Annotated in this window: 13 protein-coding genes and 1 tRNA gene; 3 read left to right on the top strand and 11 right to left on the bottom strand. The window is 72.6% G+C overall.

Translation table 11 applies throughout. The features are described from left to right. Window positions 1-234 precede the first annotated feature (234 nt). Window positions 235-1671 carry a sugar transferase gene (locus AC1DW8_RS06545; protein WP_082619915.1) on the top strand — a complete coding sequence of 479 codons (1437 nt, stop codon included), beginning with the start codon at window positions 235-237 and terminating at the stop codon, window positions 1669-1671. A 110-nt stretch (window positions 1672-1781) separates the two neighbouring features. Here AC1DW8_RS06545 and AC1DW8_RS06540 read toward each other — a convergent pair whose 3' ends face one another. The 7 genes from AC1DW8_RS06540 to AC1DW8_RS06510 form a co-directional block, all read right to left on the bottom strand. Continuing rightward, a complete protein-coding gene (locus tag AC1DW8_RS06540; RefSeq protein ID WP_478092720.1) occupies window positions 1782-2801 on the bottom strand; it encodes a nucleoside triphosphate pyrophosphohydrolase in 1020 nt (339 codons plus the stop codon). Between the two features lie 19 nt (window positions 2802-2820). Continuing rightward, window positions 2821-3357: a hypothetical protein gene (locus tag AC1DW8_RS06535; RefSeq protein WP_056778013.1), complete on the bottom strand. Its 537-nt coding sequence runs from the start codon at window positions 3355-3357 to the stop codon at window positions 2821-2823. 66 nt (window positions 3358-3423) lie between these two features. Continuing rightward, complete coding sequence (gene mfd, locus AC1DW8_RS06530; RefSeq protein WP_478092718.1) at window positions 3424-7104, bottom strand: transcription-repair coupling factor; 3681 nt, start codon at window positions 7102-7104, stop codon at window positions 3424-3426. Between the two features lie 101 nt (window positions 7105-7205). Continuing rightward, a complete protein-coding gene (gene pth, locus AC1DW8_RS06525; RefSeq protein ID WP_056778006.1) occupies window positions 7206-7799 on the bottom strand; it encodes an aminoacyl-tRNA hydrolase in 594 nt (197 codons plus the stop codon). Window positions 7800-7954: 155 nt separating this feature from the next. Continuing rightward, entirely contained in the window at window positions 7955-8641 is a 687-nt protein-coding gene (locus AC1DW8_RS06520) for a 50S ribosomal protein L25/general stress protein Ctc (RefSeq protein ID WP_056778004.1), read from the bottom strand. Between the two features lie 280 nt (window positions 8642-8921). Beyond that, a complete protein-coding gene (locus AC1DW8_RS06515; RefSeq protein ID WP_478092717.1) occupies window positions 8922-10076 on the bottom strand; it encodes a metallophosphoesterase in 1155 nt (384 codons plus the stop codon). A gap of 65 nt (window positions 10077-10141) precedes the next feature. Further along, complete coding sequence (locus tag AC1DW8_RS06510) at window positions 10142-11191, bottom strand: EamA family transporter (RefSeq protein WP_478092715.1); 1050 nt, start codon at window positions 11189-11191, stop codon at window positions 10142-10144. A gap of 109 nt (window positions 11192-11300) precedes the next feature. On the opposite strand from AC1DW8_RS06510, the gene AC1DW8_RS06505 reads away from it, so the two are divergent. After that, window positions 11301-11861: a CGNR zinc finger domain-containing protein gene (locus tag AC1DW8_RS06505; RefSeq protein WP_056826725.1), complete on the top strand. Its 561-nt coding sequence runs from the start codon at window positions 11301-11303 to the stop codon at window positions 11859-11861. Between the two features lie 75 nt (window positions 11862-11936). Here the strand turns inward: AC1DW8_RS06505 and AC1DW8_RS06500 are convergent, their stop codons facing one another. The 4 genes from AC1DW8_RS06500 to AC1DW8_RS06485 all read right to left on the bottom strand — a co-directional run bounded on the left by AC1DW8_RS06500 (window position 11937) and on the right by AC1DW8_RS06485 (window position 17297). Further along, window positions 11937-12917, bottom strand: a complete 981-nt coding sequence (locus AC1DW8_RS06500) for a ribose-phosphate diphosphokinase (protein WP_056777991.1) — start codon at window positions 12915-12917, stop codon at window positions 11937-11939. Further along, window positions 12914-14446, bottom strand: coding sequence for a bifunctional UDP-N-acetylglucosamine diphosphorylase/glucosamine-1-phosphate N-acetyltransferase GlmU (gene glmU, locus AC1DW8_RS06495; RefSeq protein ID WP_478092713.1), 1533 nt, complete (start codon window positions 14444-14446; stop codon window positions 12914-12916). Before glmU ends, AC1DW8_RS06500 begins: the two co-directional genes overlap by 4 nt. 393 nt (window positions 14447-14839) lie before the next feature. Then, a tRNA-Gln gene (locus AC1DW8_RS06490) sits at window positions 14840-14918 on the bottom strand. Between the two features lie 54 nt (window positions 14919-14972). Next, entirely contained in the window at window positions 14973-17297 is a 2325-nt protein-coding gene (locus AC1DW8_RS06485) for a sigma-70 family RNA polymerase sigma factor (protein WP_478092711.1), read from the bottom strand. A 395-nt stretch (window positions 17298-17692) separates the two neighbouring features. Between AC1DW8_RS06485 and AC1DW8_RS06480 the strand changes: the two genes are divergently transcribed. Next, on the top strand, window positions 17693-18298 hold the full coding sequence (locus tag AC1DW8_RS06480) for a TetR/AcrR family transcriptional regulator (RefSeq protein ID WP_020144953.1): 606 nt from the start codon (window positions 17693-17695) through the stop codon (window positions 18296-18298). Window positions 18299-18373 lie beyond the last annotated feature (75 nt).

Here is an 18373-nt window from a genome sequence, read left to right as displayed (position 1 = left end):
TGGGGCAGACCGGGACGTATCGGGCACGGGGACAAACCGGGGTCCTTCCGACCAAACATTTTTACTACTTCCTTACCAAAGGCTGACCGGGAGAAGGCATACTCACAACTAGCCATCCGGGGGGGTGGAGCTGGTCGTGAATAGGGCACCAGTGGGTGCCGGGGGTGGGGTGTTGTCATGGGTCAACCCATGCGCGAGTCGGGGGTTGTTCTACTGAATGTGAGCGCGCGTCCGGTGACGCAGCCGCTCAGCGAGAGGGGCCGGGGGCAGCGTCTGCTGCAGCTCGGGATCGCCGGTGGTGATCTGGTCATCATCACGGCGGCGACCGCGCTGGCGGCCGTCGGACGCACGAGTCTCGACGTCTTCAACGCCGCGAACGACGTCAACCAGGTCGCCCAGTCGGTCGGCCTGTGGATCGTCGCCGCGTGGATGGTCGCCAACCTCGCGCTCGGGACGTACACGAGCAGCCACCTGGGGGTCGGCACGATCGAGTACGCCCGGGTGTGCAGCGCGGCCGGCCTCACGGCCGGGGCCATCGGGATCCTCAGCTACCTGACGAAGTTCAACCTCTCGCGAGGCTTCTTCGTGCTGATCTTCGCGATCGGGGTCCCGCTCGTGCTGCTCTGGCGGTGGTACGCCCGCCGGCTCGTGCACCGGGCCCACGCCCACGGCCACCTGCTGACCCGGGTCCTCATCTCGGGCTCGGCCTCACACGTCGACGACGTCGCCGCGGTGCTCGAGCGCGAGACGTGGCTCGGCTACCGCATCGTCGGCGCGCTGACGCCCTCGTCGCACCCCACCGCGGCCACCCCGCGCGGCGTGCCGGTCGTCGGGAACACCGGGCAGACCGCGGAGTCGGTCATCGCCGAGAAGGCCGACATGGTCGTCTTCACCGAGGGCGCGTTCCCCTCGGCCGTCGACTTCCGCCGCATCGCGTGGGACCTCGAGGGCCACCACGTGCAGATGGCGGTCGTCCCCAGCCTCAGCGACATCAGCTCCGGGCGGATGGCGATGCGCCCGGTCGGCGGACTGCCCCTGGTCCACGTCGAGCAGCCGCAGAGCCTGGGCGCCTCACGTGGCCTCAAGCGCGCCTTCGACTTCGCCGGAGCGACGCTCCTGCTGCTCGTCGCGGCGCCCCTGATGATCCTCGTCGCGATCGCCACCAAGCTCCAGGACGGCGGACCGATCCTCTTCCGGCAGACCCGCGTCGGCCGCGACGGCGAGCTCTTCGAGTGCCTCAAGTTCCGCAGCATGGTCATCGACGCCGAGGCCAGGCTCTCCGGCATCTCGCACCTGAACCAGAACGCCGACGGCGTCCTCTTCAAGGCCCAGGCCGACCCGCGCATCACCCGGGTCGGCGCGTTCATCCGCCGCTACTCCATCGACGAGCTGCCCCAGCTGATCAACGTCGTCAACGGCGACATGAGCCTCGTCGGCCCCCGACCCGCCCTACCCGCCGAGGTGCGTCGCTACGTGCCCGACGTCCAGCGCCGCCTCCACGTCAGACCCGGCGTGACCGGCCTCTGGCAGGTCTCCGGACGCAGCGACCTGTCCTGGGAGGACACCGTGCGCCTCGACCTCTACTACGTCGACAACTGGTCCATCGTCCAGGACCTGTCGATCATGGCCAAGACCATCCACGCTGTCTTCGCCTCGCGCGGCGCCTACTGACGCGCATCCTCTGCCCGGTGAGTTCCGCGACCGCACCCCGGTGACGTGGCCCTCACCGTTCGTCCGGCGTGGGCCGGCACGACCCCGAGGGCGTATGCCGTCCGGCCGGCTCAGACGTCGGCGTCGGCGTCGAGGTCTGAGTCGGCGTCGGAGTCGGCGTCCGGGTCCGTGCTGGCCGCGCTGGCGGCCTCCAGAGCGCGCAGGGTCTGGCGGAGGGCGGCCTCCGCGTCGATGCCCTCGGCCCGTGCCGTGCGGACGAGGTCGAGCAGCTGCGCACCGAGCCCCCCACCAGCGACGGCGGCGTCGACGAGGTCCTCGCGGCCCACGCGACGCAGGCGGGAGACGTACTTCTCGGCCCGGGCCAGGGCCGGCAGCGAGCTCGGGACGCCCTCGACCGGGTGGGTGCGGTGCTGCTTCTCGTCGGCCTTGATCGACTCCCAGTTGGCCTCGACGGCGTCGGCCGTGTCGGCCTCGACGTCGGCGAAGACGTGCGGGTGTCGCCGGACGAGCTTGTCGACGAGACCGCCGGCGACGTCGTCGATGTCGAACGGCTCGCTCGGGTGCTCCTGCGCCACGCGGGACTGGAACGCGATCTGCAGCAGCAGGTCGCCGAGCTCCTCCTGCATGTGCGATGGATCGCCGCTCTCGATGGCCTCGATGGCCTCGTGCGCCTCCTCGAGGAGGTAGGGCACGAGGGAGTCGTGGGTCTGCTTCGCGTCCCAGGGGCAGCCTCCGGGTGACCGGAGCCGGTCCATGACGGCGACGACGTCGAGCAGCCGGGCACCGGGCACGTCGAACGAGCCGATGAGCAGCTCGACCTCGGGCGGCTCGGGCAGCCGGGTCACCTCGACGGCGACGGCGTCGCTGAGGCCGGGGTCACCGTCGGAGGAGCCGACCCACACGACGTCACCCGCCTCGGAGGCGGTGACGAGGTCGCGCGCGAGGTCGGCCGGGTGACCGTCCTCGCGGGGAAGCACCGCGATGCCGGCCTCGACGAGCGCGGCGACCAGCGGCTCGTCGGGACGGCCCCACACGGCATACGCCCGCTCGAGGCTCTGCCACGCCTCACGGGTCAGCAGACCCGGGGCGATGCGTGGGGTCGTGACGAGCAGGACGACGCGGGCGGTCACGACGGAGGGCTGCGGAGGTCTACTGGGCCGGGGCCGTGGCCGGGGCGGTGACCGGGGCGGTGTTGCCGCCCGGCTTGACCCAGTTGGGCGTCTGCTGACCGATGGTGAAGTAGACGGGCCCCTCGGCGGACTGCACGACGGAGCCGTACTTGGGGTTGACGCTGATGTCGGCCTTCTTGAGGTCGGCGCGGTAGGCGGCGACGTCGGCGGGCGTCATCTTCTGCGACTGGATGAGGGCGACCGCCGCGACGAACTCCTTCGTCGTGTCGGTGGCGTCGGGGATGGAGGAGATGACCGAGGCGTACGTCTCGTCGGGCTTCCAGCTGCCGGACTTGCCGACGACGTCCTTGAGCAGGGGCGCCGCGACGAGGGCGGTGACGACGATGTTCTCGGCGAAGTCGAGCTTGGCCGCCTTGAGCTGGTCGTACGTCTCACGCACGTCGGACTCGTGGATGACCTCGCCGTTGACGACGGCGGCGGCCTGCTGGCGCGTCTCGAAACCGCACCCGCCGAGCAGCGACACGGCGCCGAGCGCGGCGATGCCGACGACAGCCACGCGCTTCGCGGGTTGAGCAGACCAAGCCTTCACTGATTTCCTCCTCTGGCGGATGCGTCTGACATCCTACGGTGCTGCCACGCGGGTTTTCGCCGCGCCCGACGAAGCGCCCGCCGAGGCCCTGGCCGCGGCTCCCGACGCGGCGGCGATGTCGTCGAGCAGGACGGCCGTGATGAGCTGCCGTGCCCACGTCAGCACCTCGACGTCGCGGAGCGGCTTGCCACCCACCCGGGCCGTCATCGGGGCCGGGACGAGGATGGTGCCGAGGGCGTCCTTGACGAGCGTGCCCGGGTAGAGGCGCATGAGCCGCAGCTGCTGGCTCTCGCGGAGGTCCTTGACCGGGCCGAAGCGCACGACCTTGCCCTGCACGCCGATGTCACCGATGCGCGCCTCGCGGGCCACGACGCGCAGCCGCGCGACCTCGAGGAGGTTCTCGACGGGCTTCGGCGGTGCGCCGTAGCGGTCGCGCAGCTCGGCCTCGATCTCGTCGACGGCCTCGAACGTCTCGACCGTCGCGAGCTTCTTGTACGCCTCGAGACGCAGCCGCTCCCCCGGCACGTAGTCGTGCGGCAGGTGCGCGTCGACGGGCAGCTCGATCTTGATCTCGGCCGGCAGGTCGACTGCGTCGCCGCGGAAGTCGGACACGGCCTCGCCGATGAGCCGCACGTAGAGGTCGAACCCGACGCCCTGGATGTGGCCGGACTGCTCGCCGCCCAGCAGGTTGCCGGCGCCGCGGATCTCGAGGTCCTTCATGGCCACGGCCATGCCCGAGCCGAGGTCGGTGTTGCTGGCGATGGTGCGCAGACGGTCGTGCGCCGTCTCGGTCATCGGCTTCTCGGGCGGGTAGAGGAAGTAGGCGTAGGCCCGCTCGCGGCCACGGCCGACGCGACCGCGCAGCTGGTGCAGCTGGGACAGGCCGAGGACGTCCGAGCGCTCGACGATGAGGGTGTTGGCGTTGGAGATGTCGAGGCCGGTCTCGACGATCGTCGTGCAGACGAGCACGTCGAAGCGCTTCTCCCAGAAGTCCTCGACGACCTGCTCGAGCTTGTGCTCGCCCATCTGGCCGTGCGCGGTGGCGATGCGCGCCTCGGGGACGAGCTCGCGCAGGCGTGCCGCCGCCCTCTCGATGCTGCTCACCTTGTTGTGCACGAAGAAGACCTGGCCCTCGCGCAGCAGCTCGCGGCGCACCGCCGCCGTGATCTGCTTCTCGTCGTAGGCGCCGACGAAGGTCAGCACCGGGTGGCGCTCCTCGGGCGGCGTTGCGAGCGTGGACATCTCGCGGATGCCGGTGACGGCCATCTCGAGCGTGCGCGGGATCGGCGTGGCCGACATCGACAGGACGTCGACGGCCGTGCGCATCGTCTTGAGCAGCTCCTTGTGCTCGACGCCGAAGCGCTGCTCCTCGTCGATGATGACGAGCCCGAGGTCCTTGAACGTGACGTCCTTGGCGAGCAGGCGGTGCGTGCCGATGACGAGGTCGATGGTGCCGTCGGCCATCCCGGCCATGACGTCCTTGGCCTCCTTGTCGCTCTGGAAGCGGGAGAGGGAGGCGACCTTGACCGGGAACTGCGAGTAGCGCTCGGCGAAGGTCTGCTGGTGCTGGCTCACGAGCAGGGTCGTCGGCACGAGGACCGCGACCTGCTTGCCGTCCTGGATGGCCTTGAACGCCGCGCGAACGGCGATCTCGGTCTTGCCGTAGCCGACGTCGCCGCAGATGAGCCGGTCCATCGGGACCTGCTTCTCCATGTCGGCCTTGACCTCGTCGATGCTGATCAGCTGGTCCGGGGTCTCGACGTAGGCGAAGGCGTCCTCGAGCTCGCGCTGCCACGGGGTGTCGGGCGCGAAGGCGTGTCCCTTCGTGGCCTGGCGGGCGCTGTAGAGACGGATGAGGTCGGCCGCGATCTGCTTGACGTAGCGCTTGGCCCGCGACTTCGTCTTGGACCAGTCGGAGCCACCCATCTTGTTGAGGGTGGGCTCCTCGCCACCGACGTACTTCGTCACCTGGTCGAGCTGGTCGGTGGGGACGAAGAGACGGTCACCGGGCTGGCCCCGCTTGCCCGGGGCGTACTCGATGACGAGGTACTCGCGGGTCGCGCCGGCGACGGTGCGCTGCATCATCTCGACGAAGCGGCCGACACCGTGCTGCTCGTGGACGACGTGGTCACCGGGGCGCAGCTGCAGCGGGTCGACCTGGTTGCGGCGCCGCGACGGCATACGACGCATGTCCTTGGTGGACGTGCCGCTGCCGGGCTGCCCGGTGAGGTCGGTCTCGGTGAGCACCTCGACGCGGGCGCCCTCGTGGACGAAGCCGCGGCCGAGCGTGGCGGTCGTGACGTGGACCCAGCCCGGCTCGAGCGCGTCGTCGCGGGTGGTGTCGAGGGGACGCACGGCGACCTCGTGCTCGCCCAGCACCTCGGCGACGCGCTTGGCGAGGCCGGGGCCCTCGGTGACGACGGCGACGGCCCAGCCGTCGGCGACCCGCTCGCGCAGGTGCTCGACGGCGCGGTCGGTGTCGCCGCGGAAGGCCTCGGGGTCGGTGGTGCGCACGGCGAGGCGCTCGTCGACGTCGTCGTCCTCGATGACGAGGTCGGCGTCGGCCGCGAAGGGCGTCAGCGTCCACCAGGGGCGACCGGACCGTTCGGCGAGGGCACGGACGTCGGCGAGCGACCAGTAGGACGCACTGCCGAGCAGCGACTGGAGGTCGACGGGCACCTGGTTGCCGGCGGCGGCGTTGGCCCAGCTCGCCTCGAGGAACTCCTCGCTCGTCGCGACGAGGTCGTGGGCGCGGCGGCGGACCCGCTCGGGGTCGGCGAGCAGCACGATCGAGCGCTCGGGCAGGACGTCGAGCACCGACTCCATGCCGTCGACGAGCGCCGGGGCGAGGGACTCCATGCCCTCGACGGCGATGCCCTCGGCGACCTTCGACAGCATCTCGGCGACACCGGGCAGCTGGTCGGCGAGGGCCCGCGCCCGGGCGCGCACGTCGTCGGTGAGCAGCAGCTCGCGGCAGGGCGGGGCCCAGAGCCCGTGGTCGGCGATCTCGAGGGAGCGCTGGTCGGCGACCTTGAACCAGCGGACCTCCTCGACGGTGTCGCCCCAGAACTCGATGCGGACCGGGTGCTCCTCGGTCGGCGGGAAGACGTCGAGGATGCCTCCTCGCACGGCGAACTCGCCGCGTCGCTCGACGAGGTCGGTGCGGGTGTAGGCGGCGCCGACGAGGGCGTCGACGACGTCCTCGAGAGGGCGCTCGTCGCCGGCACGCAGCGCGACGGGCACGAGGTCGCCGAGCCCCTTGGTCAGGGGCTGGAGGACGGCGCGCACAGGTGCCACCACGACCGAGAGCGGGCCGTATGCCGGGTCGTCGGGATCGGGGTGGGCGAGCCGCCGCAGCACGGCCAGTCGCCGACCCACGGTGTCGCTGCGGGGCGAGAGGCGTTCGTGCGGCAGGGTCTCCCACGACGGGAAGACGGCGATGCGGTCGGCGGGGAGGAAGAGGCCCAGGGCGCTCGCGAGGTCGTCGGCCTCGCGCGTCGTCGCCGTGACGACGACGAGCGGGGCGGGCTCGGTGGCCGACGGGTCGGTCGACGCGGCTGCGGACCCGTCGGCCCGCTGGGCCAGCGCAGCGACGAGGAACGGCCGGGTGCCGTCGCTCGCGGAGACGTCGACGAGACGGGCCCGCCCGACCTGGTCGAGGACGTGGCGGACATCGGGAAGCGCCCTGAAGGCGGACAGCAGTGGGTGCGGCATCAGGTCCTCCAGTCTAGGTCGGTGCGGCGACAGCCGTGACGCCGGTGCGGGCGCCCGCTCGGTGGAGGTCGACGGGGCCGCGGCCCGAGGGTCACGGGCCGTCAGCGTGGTGCGTGGAAGCGCTGCTGGGCGTCGAGCAGCCCGACCTCGATGAGCGCCTCGACGGCATCGGCCCCCTCGTCGACGAGGAACGGCAGCACCTCGGTGCGCTCGGCCTTGGAGAAGTCCTTGAGCACGAAGTCGGCCGGGTCCTGGCGGCCGGGCGGGCGCCCGATGCCCAGGCGGACGCGAAGGTAGTCACGGGTCCCTAGCGAGCGCGAGATGGAGCGCAGCCCGTTGTGGCCGCCCTCACCGCCACCCTGCTTGAGCCGGACGAGGCCCGCGTCGATGTCGAGCTCGTCGTGCAGCACGACGATGTGGTCGGTGGGCACGTCGTAGTACTTCGCGAGCCCCGCGACGGCCGACCCCGACTCGTTCATGAACATCGAGGGGACGGCGAGGACCACCTTGGGGCCGCCGACCCGCAGGCGCGCCTCGGCGACGCGGGCCCGGGCGGCCTTGTGCGCCTTGAACGTGGCGCGACCACCCGTCGCCCGACCGGCGACCTCCTCGACCGTCATGGCGCCGACGTTGTGCCGGTTGCCGGCGTATCCGGGCCCGGGATTGCCGAGTCCGACGACGAGCCAGGTGTCCATGCGGTCCTCGATCGGTGGGTGCTGGGTGGGCGACGAGCCCGCGGGTCAGGGGCGGTCGTGCTGGTGGTGCGGGCACGGGCCCCGCCGAGCCGGAGCTCGGGCGGGACCCGTGGACGCGTGGTGTGGCGCGCGGCGCCACGGAAGGGAGAGGAGGCTCAGGCCTCGTCGCCCTCGGCCTTGGCGTCGTCGCCCTCGGCGGACTCGCCCTCGGCGGCGGCCTCGGCGGCCTCCTCGTCGGACTCCTCGCGCTCGATGCCGGCCTCGGCCTCGGCCTCGGCGAGCTCGGCCTCGAGGGCCTCGGCGGAGATGGCCTGCGTCACGTTGACGACGAGAGCCTCCTCGTCGGTGACGAGCGTCGCGCCCTCGGGCAGCTCGACGGCGCCGGCGAGGATCTGCGTGCCGGCCTCGAGGCCCTCGACGGAGACGACGACGTTCTCGGGGATGTTCGTGGCGAGCGCCTCGACCTGGAGCGTGTTGTGGTCGAGCGTGACGACGGTCTCGGGAGCGGCCTCGCCCTCGAGGTGCACGGCGACGTCGACGGTGACCTTCTCGCCCTTGCGGACGACGACGAGGTCGACGTGGTCGATGACCGGCTTGATGGCGTCGCGCTGGACGTCCTTGGCGAGAGCGAGCTGCTCCTTGCCGTCGACGACGATCGTCAGCAGCGCGTTGGCCTGCTTGAGGGCCATCATCGTGTCGTGGCCGGGCAGCGAGATGTGCACGGGCTCGGTGCCGTGGCCGTACATGACGGCGGGGATGTTGCCGGCGCGGCGGATCTTGCGGGCGGCGCCCTTGCCGAAGTCGGTGCGCTTCTCGGCGACGAGCTTGGTGTTGTCGGACACGGGGGGTCTCCTGGGTATCTCGGATGAGGCGGTCTCTGTGGTCGGCCTCGACGCGGGACGACGCGCGGTTTTCGGCAGTGACGGAGCGGGACGGTCGTTCAGGGCCGCACGCAGAGGCGAACCCGACCATGAAGTGCTCCACGTCAGGCCACCGCGTCGATCACGGACCTCGTCACGCCCTGCCGTGGCAGCCGTGCACCGTCCCTCGCCGAGGCAACTGCTCGATCTTACGGGACGGACGCCCGGGCGGTGAAATCCACGGCCCACGGACGTTCGTGGGTCACAGGGAGGGCGTACGCCGGAGCACCCATGAGTCCGTGAAGCTGCCTCCCGCTCCGCGCACGAAGGAGAAGCGCAGCTCGTCGGGCGTGACGCGCAGGTCGGCGAAGCCGTAGGTCGGGTCGGTGCCGGCGCCCGAGGTGGCGGCGAAGTAGCCGCGCTCGGGGTCGGTGGCCGCGACCTCGCGCAGGGCCACGCCACCGGTCCCGACCGTGGCGAAGACGGTGCCCGCTCCGGCGACCATGGACGTGTCGGCGTCGGCGACGCACGCCGGCGAGTACGACCCGACGGCGACGCGCGCGCACCCCGCGCCCTCGTGCAGCTGCTTCGTGCGCTGGTAGAGGTGCTCGTGACCGGACAGCACGAGGTCGACGCGCTTGGAGACGAGCAGGTGCTGGAGGTCGGGCCCGCTCGAGCAGCCGTAGCGGCCCATCGAGAGGCACGGTTCGTGCATGGCCACGACGACCCAGCGGATGCCGGCCCGCCGCGCTCCGTCGATGGCCGCCGCGGTCCACGCGTAGCGGGCCGACCCCGCCGCATAGCTCCACGTGCCGTCGGGGAAGGTGAGCCCCGGCGAGACGAGCACCACGCGGACGAGCGGGCTCGAGCGCGGAAGGTCGACGTAGTACTGGCGGGCGTAGTCCCCGACGACACCGCCGAGGCGGTCGGGCAGGCAGCTCGCGAAGCGGTCGATGGAGCCGTTGGTGCCGTTGCTCTCGTGGTTGCCGGAGAGCAGCTCGAACGGGAACGACGTGCCGACGCGCGAGGTCACGAAGGAGCACCACGCGCTCTCCCCGCCCGGGGGCCCGTAGGAGAGGTCGCCGAGGGCCAGGTGCGCATCGGAGCCCGAGAGCGACAAGGCCCGGAGCACGCCACCGGTCGTCGCGACGTTCGCGGCGTAGTCACCGGCCGCGGTCAGGTGCACGCGCGCCGAGGGCGCAGGAGCCCCGGCGGTGCCGGGCGGTCGCAGGCCGCCCGTCGTCGGCGGCGCCACGGACGCCGACGGGCTCGGGTCGGACGCCGACGGGCTCGGGTCGGACGTCAGAGCGGCCACGGAGGGAGGCCGTTCGGTGGTCGGGGACGGCGAGGTGCAGGCGGCGGCGCCGGCCAGGGCGAGCATCCCCAGCCCGCACACCACGCCGCGACGCCACTGCATGCGGTCACTCTAGGGCGCGCCGGCGGACCCGGCGCCTGGACCGAGCGGAGTGCGAGGGTGGGAGGCTAGGGCCGCGCGGCCGGCCCGGTGACGGGCTCGTCGACGACGAGACGGGGGCCGCGGGACTCGTCCGCCCGGACCGCCACGAGGCCGCCGACGATGAGCAGTCCGCCGACGAGCTGGACCGGCGTCGGCAGCTCGGCCAGGACGAGCCACGCGAAGAGCACCGCGAAGAGCACCTCGGTCAGGGCCACGAAGGAGGCCACCTTGGGGCCGAGCATCCGCACGGCCGCGATGCCGGTGACGTAGGCGAAGGCGGCGGCGACGATCGCGATGACGAGGACCGGCACCCACCAGTCGACGACGACGCCGCCGAGCGGCACGCGTGCCGCCCCCCGGGACATGTCGAGCACGCCGACCAGCCCCGCGAGGCCGAGCGACGCCGCACCCACCACGAGGCCACCGCCGGCGAGGGCGAGCGGCGGCACGTCGTCGTCGACGTGGTCGGCGAGCAGGAAGTAGAGCACGAGGCAGACGGCAGCACCGAGCCCCCAGAGCACCCCGACGACGTTGATGCTCGCGCCTCCGCCCACGACGTCGAGGACGAGGAGCAGCCCGGCCACGGCGAGCGCCACACCGGCGAGCGTGAGGGGGCGCGGGGCCTGCCGGTGGCGCAGCCAGAGCCAGCCGACGATGAGCACCGGCGCGAGGTACTCGAGCAGCAGGGCCACCCCGACCGAGAGGTGCGTCACGGCGTTGAAGTACGCGAGCTGGCAGCCGGCGACACCGGTGAGGCCGTAGCCCACGACGACCCAGCCGTTGCGGCGCAGCGCCGCCCACCGACCGCGCAGCGACCACAGGGCAGGGCCGAGGAGGACGACGGCGGCCAGGGTGATGCGCATCGTCACGACGGCACCGGGCGACCAGCCACCGACGAGCAGCGACTTGCCGAAGGCACCGGACGTCGCGAAGGCCGCGGCCGACGCGAGGGCGACCCCGAGGCCGACGAGCGGGTGGCGGGCCGGCCGCGACAGGGGCACCGCAGCCCCGTCCGTCTTGCCGCTCCCCACGGCGCCGACCACCGCAGGCTCTCCGACCACGACCCGCTCCGCCATGACAGTTCCTCGCCGCTCCCGCCGACGGGCTCGCGTCGAGCGAGCATCATGTCAGCACCGAAATTGATTACACTCATGACGGTAGCGACCGCATCCGTCAGGAGTCAACATGCTTTTCACCCATGACACCGATGTCGCCCTCGCCGCTGCCGCAGCCCTCGTCAACACGATGCCGGGCTCGGTCCCCGGCGACGGTGACCCCGACCGCCTGACCTCCCTAGAGGAGCTCGAGTCGCTCTACCGCGACCAGGGGTGGACCGGCCGCTTCGACCGCGACGCCGCTGAGCTCGCAGCGGTCCGCGCGCTGCGGCCCCGGCTGCGCGGCTTCTGGGACGAGGACGAGGCCGGCGTCGTGACCCTCGTCAACGAGCTGCTCGCCGAGGCCCGCGCCGTCCCCCAGCTCGTCGACCACGACGACGTGGGCTGGCACGTCCACGCCACCCCGTCCGATGCCCCGCTCGCCCGACGGATGGCCGTCGAGGCCGCGATCGCGGTCATCGACGTCGTGCGCGCCGGAGAGCTCGCGCGGCTGCGCGTCTGCGAGGCCGCCGACTGCGACGACGTCGTCGTCGACCTCTCCCGCAACCGCTCGCGTCGCTTCTGCGAGGGCGGCTGCGCGGCACGCGCCCACACCGCCGCCTACCGCGCCCGCCGCGCCGCGCACGCCTGAGGACCCATCACGCACGGAGGGCGTATGCCGCCGGGTGGGTCCCGGCGGCATACGCCCTCGTCGTGTGGTGGCCGCTCAGGCCTTGCCGTCGAAGAGGCTCGTCACCGAGCCGTCCTCGAAGACCTCGCGGATCGCCATCGAGACGAGCGGCGCGATCGACAGGACCTCGAGCTTGTCGAAGCGGCGGTCGTCGGGGATCGGGAGCGTGTTCGTGACGATGACCTCCTCGACCTTGCAGGCCTTGAGGCGGTCGACGGCCGGGCCCGAGAGGATCGCGTGCGTCGCGGCGATGATGACCCCGGCGGCACCCTGGTCCATGAGCGCGTCGGCGGCCTTGGTGATGGTGCCGGCCGTGTCGATCATGTCGTCGACGAGCACGCAGACGCGGCCCTTGATCTCACCGACGACGCGGTTGGCGACGACCTCGTTGGGCCGGTTGATGTCGCGGGTCTTGTGGATGAAGGCGAGCGGAGCACCGCCGAGGCGTGAGCTCCAGTCCTCGGCGACCTTGATGCGCCCGGCGTCGGGCGAGACGACGGCGAGGTCGAGGTGGCCGTACTTCCTGCCGACGTAGTCCGCGAGGATCGGCATCGCCATGAGGTGGTCGACGGGGCCGTCGAAGAAGCCCTGGATCTGCGCGGTGTGCAGGTCGATCGCCATGAGCCGGTCGGCGCCGGCCGTCTTGAACAGGTCGGCCATGAGGCGGGCCGAGATCGGCTCGCGGCCACGGTGCTTCTTGTCCTGACGGGCGTAGCCGTAGAAGGGCAGGACGACGGTGATGCGCTTGGCGGAGGCCCGCTTCAGCGCGTCGATCATGATGAGCTGCTCCATGATCCACTCGTTGATCGGAGCGGTGTGGCTCTGGATGACGAACGCGTCGGAGCCGCGGACGGACTCCTCGTAGCGGACGTAGATCTCGCCGTTGGCGAAGTCGTAGGCCGACGTCGGGACGAGGTCGGTGCCGAGCGCCGCGGCGACCTCCTGCGCGAGCTGCGGGTGGGCCCGGCCGGAGAAGACCATGAGGTGCTTCTCGGTCGCCTTGTTGATGCCGCTCATCGCTGGGCGTCCTTCGTCTCGGAGGTCTGCGCGGGGGTCTGCTCTGAGGTCTGCTCTGACGTCGGCTCTGAGGTCCGCTCGGGGGTCTGCGCCGGGGTGGCCTGCCCCTGCGCGGCCCGGGCGGCCTCGTCGGTCTTCGTGCCGGCCCGGCGTCGGGCCACCCAGCCGTCGACGTTGCGCTGCTGCGCGCGGGTCACGGCGAGCTGTCCCGGGGCGACGTCGCTGACGACGGCCGATCCCGCGGCGACGTAGGCGCCGTCGGCGATCGTCCGGGGCGCGACGATGACCGAGTTGCTGCCGACGAAGCTGTACGCCCCGACGTTCGTGTGGCCCTTCGTGACGCCGTCGTAGTTGGCGAAGATCGTGCCGGCGCCGATGTTGGCGCCCTCGCCGATCGTCGCGTCGCCGCAGTAGGTCAGGTGCGGCACCTTGGCGCCCGCGCCGATGTCGGCGTTCTTCGTCTCGACGAAGCCGCCGATCTTGCCCTTCGCCCCGAGTCGCGTCCCGGGTCGCAGGTAGGAGAAGGGCCCGACGGTGGCGCCGGGCCCGATCTCGGCGAGCTCGGCCTGGGTCCGCACGACGCTCGCACCGTCACCGACCTCGACGTCGGTCAGCGTCGTGTCGGGGCCGATGACGCAGTCGCGGCCGATCGTGCTGGCGCCGAGGATCTGCGTGCCGGGGCGCACGACGGTGTCGGGCCCGATCGTCACGTCGGCGTCGAGCCACGTCGTCGCCGGGTCGATGACGATCGCGCCGTCGCGCATGGCCTGCTCGACGGTGCGGCGGTTGAGCTCGGCACCGAGACGGGCCAGCTGCACCTTGTCGTTGACACCCTCGGTCTGCCAGAGGTCGGCGACGAGGTGCGCGCGCACCCCGAGGCCCCGGCCACGGGCGATGGCGATGACGTCGGTGAGGTACTTCTCGCCCTGCGCGTTGTCGGTGCCCACCTCGGAGAGGGCCTCGCGCAGGACCGCCGCGTCGAACGCGTACAGGCCGCTGTTGACCTCGCGGATGGCGCGCTGCTCCTCGTCGGCGTCCTTCTGCTCGACGATCGCGACGACCGAGCCCTCCGCGTCACGGATGACGCGGCCGTAGCCCGTGGGGTCCTCGAGCGTCGCCGTGATGACGGTGACGGCACTGCCGGACGCGTGGTGCGCCGCGACGAGTCCCTCGAGGGTCGCGCTCGTCAGCAGCGGCACGTCGCCGTAGGTGACGACCACGGTGCCGGCGAGGTCGCCGGGCAGCGCCTCGAGCGCGCACTCCACGGCGCGGCCGGTCCCCTTGACGTCGTCCTGGTCGGCGACGACCGCCTCGGGGTCGACCTGCCCCACGTGCTCGGCGACGCGGTCGCGCTCGTGGCGCACGACGACGGCGAGGTGGTGCGGGCTCGTGCCCCGGGCCGCCCGGATCGCGTGGGCCACGAGACTGCGGCCCCCGATCGTGTGGAGGACCTTGGGGGTCGTGGACTTCATGCGTGTGCCCTCACCGGCGGCGAGGACGATCACGGCGGTCGGCCGTAGATCGCTCACAGGGCGCAGCTCCTTTTTGGATCGGGGTGCACTCGGGTGCGGACGACCCCGGCCCACGCGGGCGCCGGGGTGCGCCTCGGCCATGCTACTCGGGGGGAGCGAGGGTGCCGCCCCGGCCACGGGCGCGCCGTGACCCCACTCACATCGACGTCCCGCGCGACGGCGTATGCCGGGTGGCACACGGCGCCGGTCGGGTGCCGGGCGCCGGACGGCGCCGATCTCTGCCAACCGTGCGACCATGGGAGGACGGGCCCGTCAGTCCCCCCCTAAGTTGGCGGACCCGGGGCTGGCTCTGGCACCAACTCCCTGCCGAGCGGCCAAGGCGTCGCTCGACCGCGAACCCCCACGCATGTCGGGCGACGCCGCTCGTCCGAGGACCGTCACCGGCCCCTGCTCCCCGGGCAGGAGTCGAACCTGCGTCGCTTGTCCTGATTCAAAGTCAGGCGGGCCCTGCCGGCAGACCAACCGGGGATCGTCGTGGACGTGGACAGGGTAGTGCAGGACCCCGGGTCGCTCCGTCGCGGACTCATGCACCTGCTGGGTGCGCGTCGCCGGTCGGCGTCTCCGGCGTCGGGTCGGCGGTCGGCGGACCGTCGGAGCCGTGGGCCGTGGCGGCGACGACGGACGTCGGATCGGCCGGCGGATCGGCTGGTTGGTCGGCTCCTGGACCGGTCGAACGCAGCTGGCCGTTCTCGGCCGCGGGGCTGGACACCGCGTTCGTCGCCGTGGGGTCCGCCGAGTCTCCGCCAGCCGGAGCGGAGACAGGGTCCGAGGTCGAGGATCCCGAATCGCCTTGAGCCGGAGCAGGATCCGTGGGTGTCGGGTCGGATGGAGCCGGGTCCGAAGGTGCCGGGTCCGAAGGTGCCGGGTCGACCGGCGTCGGGTCGACAGGCGTCGCGTCTGACGGAGCCGCGGGCGCCGGATCCACGGGCGTCGGGTCGGCAGGCGTCGCGTCGGACGGTGCCGGTGCGTCGGGTGCCGGAGCGGCAGGTGCCGAGGGTGCAGGCGCTGGGTCGACGGGTGTCGGGTCGGACGGCGCGGGGTCCGCGGGTGCCGGAGCAGCAGGGGCCGGGTCCGCAGGTGGCGGGGGTGCAGGGGCTGGGTCCACGGGCGTCGCGTCGGACGGCGCCGAGACCGCGGGCGCCGGGTCGACCGGCGCCGGATCGGTCGGCGCGGGATCGGTCGGCGCGGGGTCGGCGGGCGCGGGGTCGGCGGGCGCAGGGAGGAGGGCGAGGTGGAGCACGTCGACGGGAGTCGTGCCGACGTCCGCCGCGACCCCTGAGCCCGGGGTGAGCACCGCCGTGGCGCCGTCGACCGAGGTGACGACCGACGTCGTCGTCGTACCGAGGTCGTGCGCCGCCGCCGGTGCGACCGAGAGGCCGAGCCCCACGACGAGGCCGGCCATCGCGGTGGCGAGGGGTGGCCCGATCGCCGTCCCGGCCAGGATCGACCCGCCCGTCAACGCGGCGACGGGAGTGACGATGGCCGCGCTCGAGACGAGGGCGGTGGTCCCGGCCACGCCCGCCGCGGCCGGCACCGCGAGGACGGCGCCGCCCGCCCCCGCGCACGTGGCCGTACCGGCGGCGGCCGTACCGGCGGCGGTGGCGGCAGACACGGAGGTCGCTCCCGTGGTCAGGCCCGCTCCTGCAGCCGCGCCGGAGGCCGTCGCGCCGGCACCGCTCGCGGTGAGCGTGCCGCCGAGACCGGCGCTGCCCGCGGCGGCGCCTCCGACGGTGGACCCGGCGCCGACCGAGGCGACGGCGCTCGTGCCCGCTGCACCCGCGCCGGCCGTTCCACCCGCAGCACCGGCACCCGCCGTGGCACCCGTGGTCGCACCCGTCGTGGCACCCGTCGTGGCACCCGTCGTGGCACCCGTCGTGGCACCCGTCGTGGCACCCGTCGTGGCACCCGTCGTGGCACCCGTCGTGGCACCCGTCGTGGCACCCGTCGTGGCACCCGTCGTGGCACCCGTCGTGGCACCCGTCGTCGCACCAGTGGTCGCACCCGTCGTGCTCGACCCGGCCAGAGCAGCGAACGCCCCCGCGGGCAGTCCGGCGAGCATCGTCGCTCCGGCCGCGAAGAGGAGCGGACCGGTCAGTGCACCGAACCCGTCGTAGACGCGCTGCAGCTCCCCGGCGAGTCCCGACTCGCGAGGACAGCTGGCCAGGTGCGCTTCGACGCGCGCCCGCTGCCTCTCCGTCAGTCGGCCCCGGACGTGACCGCTGAGATGGTCGAGGGTCCAGCGGCAGTCGCGCGCGTCGCAGACCGGCACCCGGCGCCGCACCCAGGAGTCGAGATAGCGGTCCCGGAGCTCGTCACGAGCGCGCTTCGCGCGCGCGCTGGCCACGTTGGCCGAGACACCGAGCTCGGGAGCGACCACCCGCGGCGGATGGCCCTCGACCATCGTCTGCCAGAGCAGCCGTCGGTCACCCTCGCTCAACCGGAGAAAGGCCTCTCGGACCAGGTCGGTGTCGACGCCCTGCGCGCTGAGGGCCGACAGTCCTTCGTCGGGGCCGGGCAGCAGGTCGAGGTCCGTCGTCGACGTCGGGACGACGCTCATCTCGCGACGGATCGCGTCGACGCCGACGGTGCGTACCGTCGACACGAAGTACGCCCGGAAGTTCGACGACGGTCCCCGCCCCTCGCTCAGGAGACGGAAGAGGCGGGCGGAGGCCTCGGCCACCAGGTCCTCGGCGGACACGCGGCCGCGGTACGGCGTCGCGGCGGCGTGGGCGGCGGGCAGGTGCCTGCGCCAGAGGGCCGCGAAGGCCTCCTCGTCGCCCGAGCGCGCCCGCGCGAGCAGCACGACATCGGACTCCTCGACCCCGGCCGTCGCGTGTGCGCCGGTCATGGTGTCGGACCGTGGTCCCATCGTGTGTGCTGACACTCTGCGGCACCTTTCGCGGATGTGCCTCACCAGTGTGCGCCACGACGGCCGCCCGGTGGGGGTCTTTGCCGAAGTGTCGTCGGGCATGACGGTGAGGTCGATCCGCGCCCGCCCCTTTCGCGTCGAGATCGACCTCACCGGCGGTCTCGCCCGGACCGTGTCCCCACACGGCGCCACGCGCGAACCGCCTCCTCCCTACCAATGACATAGACGTGTCGAGGGGCCGTTTCATGACGGGATTCGGCAAGAAAGTCGGGTCCGGCATCGCCCGTCGCGGCGGACGAGACCGGGACAGGCACAATGGCGGCGTGACCGCCGACCGTTCAGACCGCGCCGACCGCTCCCGCCCTCGCGCCCGGATGACCGGCCCGGAACGCCGCGAGCAGCTCATCGCCGTCGGGCGCAAGCTCTTCGCCGACAAGGGTTTCGAGGCCACGACGGTCGAGGAGGTCGCTGCCAAGGCGAGCGTCTCCAAGCCGGTCGTCTACGAGCACTTCGGCGGCAAGGAGGGCCTCTACGCCGTCGTCGTGGACCGTGAGATCCAGGCACTGATGGGCGGCATCAGCACGGCGCTCGAGGAGCCGGAAGGCGCGCGGGTCCTGCTCGAGCGGGCCACGCTCGCCCTGCTCGACTACATCGAGAGAGACCCGTCGGGCTTCCGCATCCTCGTGCGGGACTCGCCGCCGGGCCAGTCGACCGGGTCGTTCGCGAGCGTCCTCGGTGACGTCGCGGTGCAGGTCGAGCACCTGCTCGCCGCAGAGTTCAAGCAGCGCGGCCTCGACCCCAGGTCGGCACCGATCCACGCGCAGATGCTCGTCGGGATGGTGGCCCTCACGGGGCAGTGGTGGCTCGACCGGCGCAAGTTCAAGAAGGACCAGGTCGCCGCGCACCTGGTCAACCTCGCTTGGAACGGGCTCTCGGGCCTCGACCGCACGCCGCGGCTCGTCACGGTCCCCCACCGCTGACCAACCCACCTCGAGTGAGCGCCCCGTCCCACACGAGTGAGCGCCCTGCCCCACTCGTCCCACCCCTCCTGTGAC

This window comes from Terrabacter sp. P2_E3 (assembly GCF_056403915.1).
This window is presented reverse-complemented; position numbering and strand designations above follow the sequence as displayed.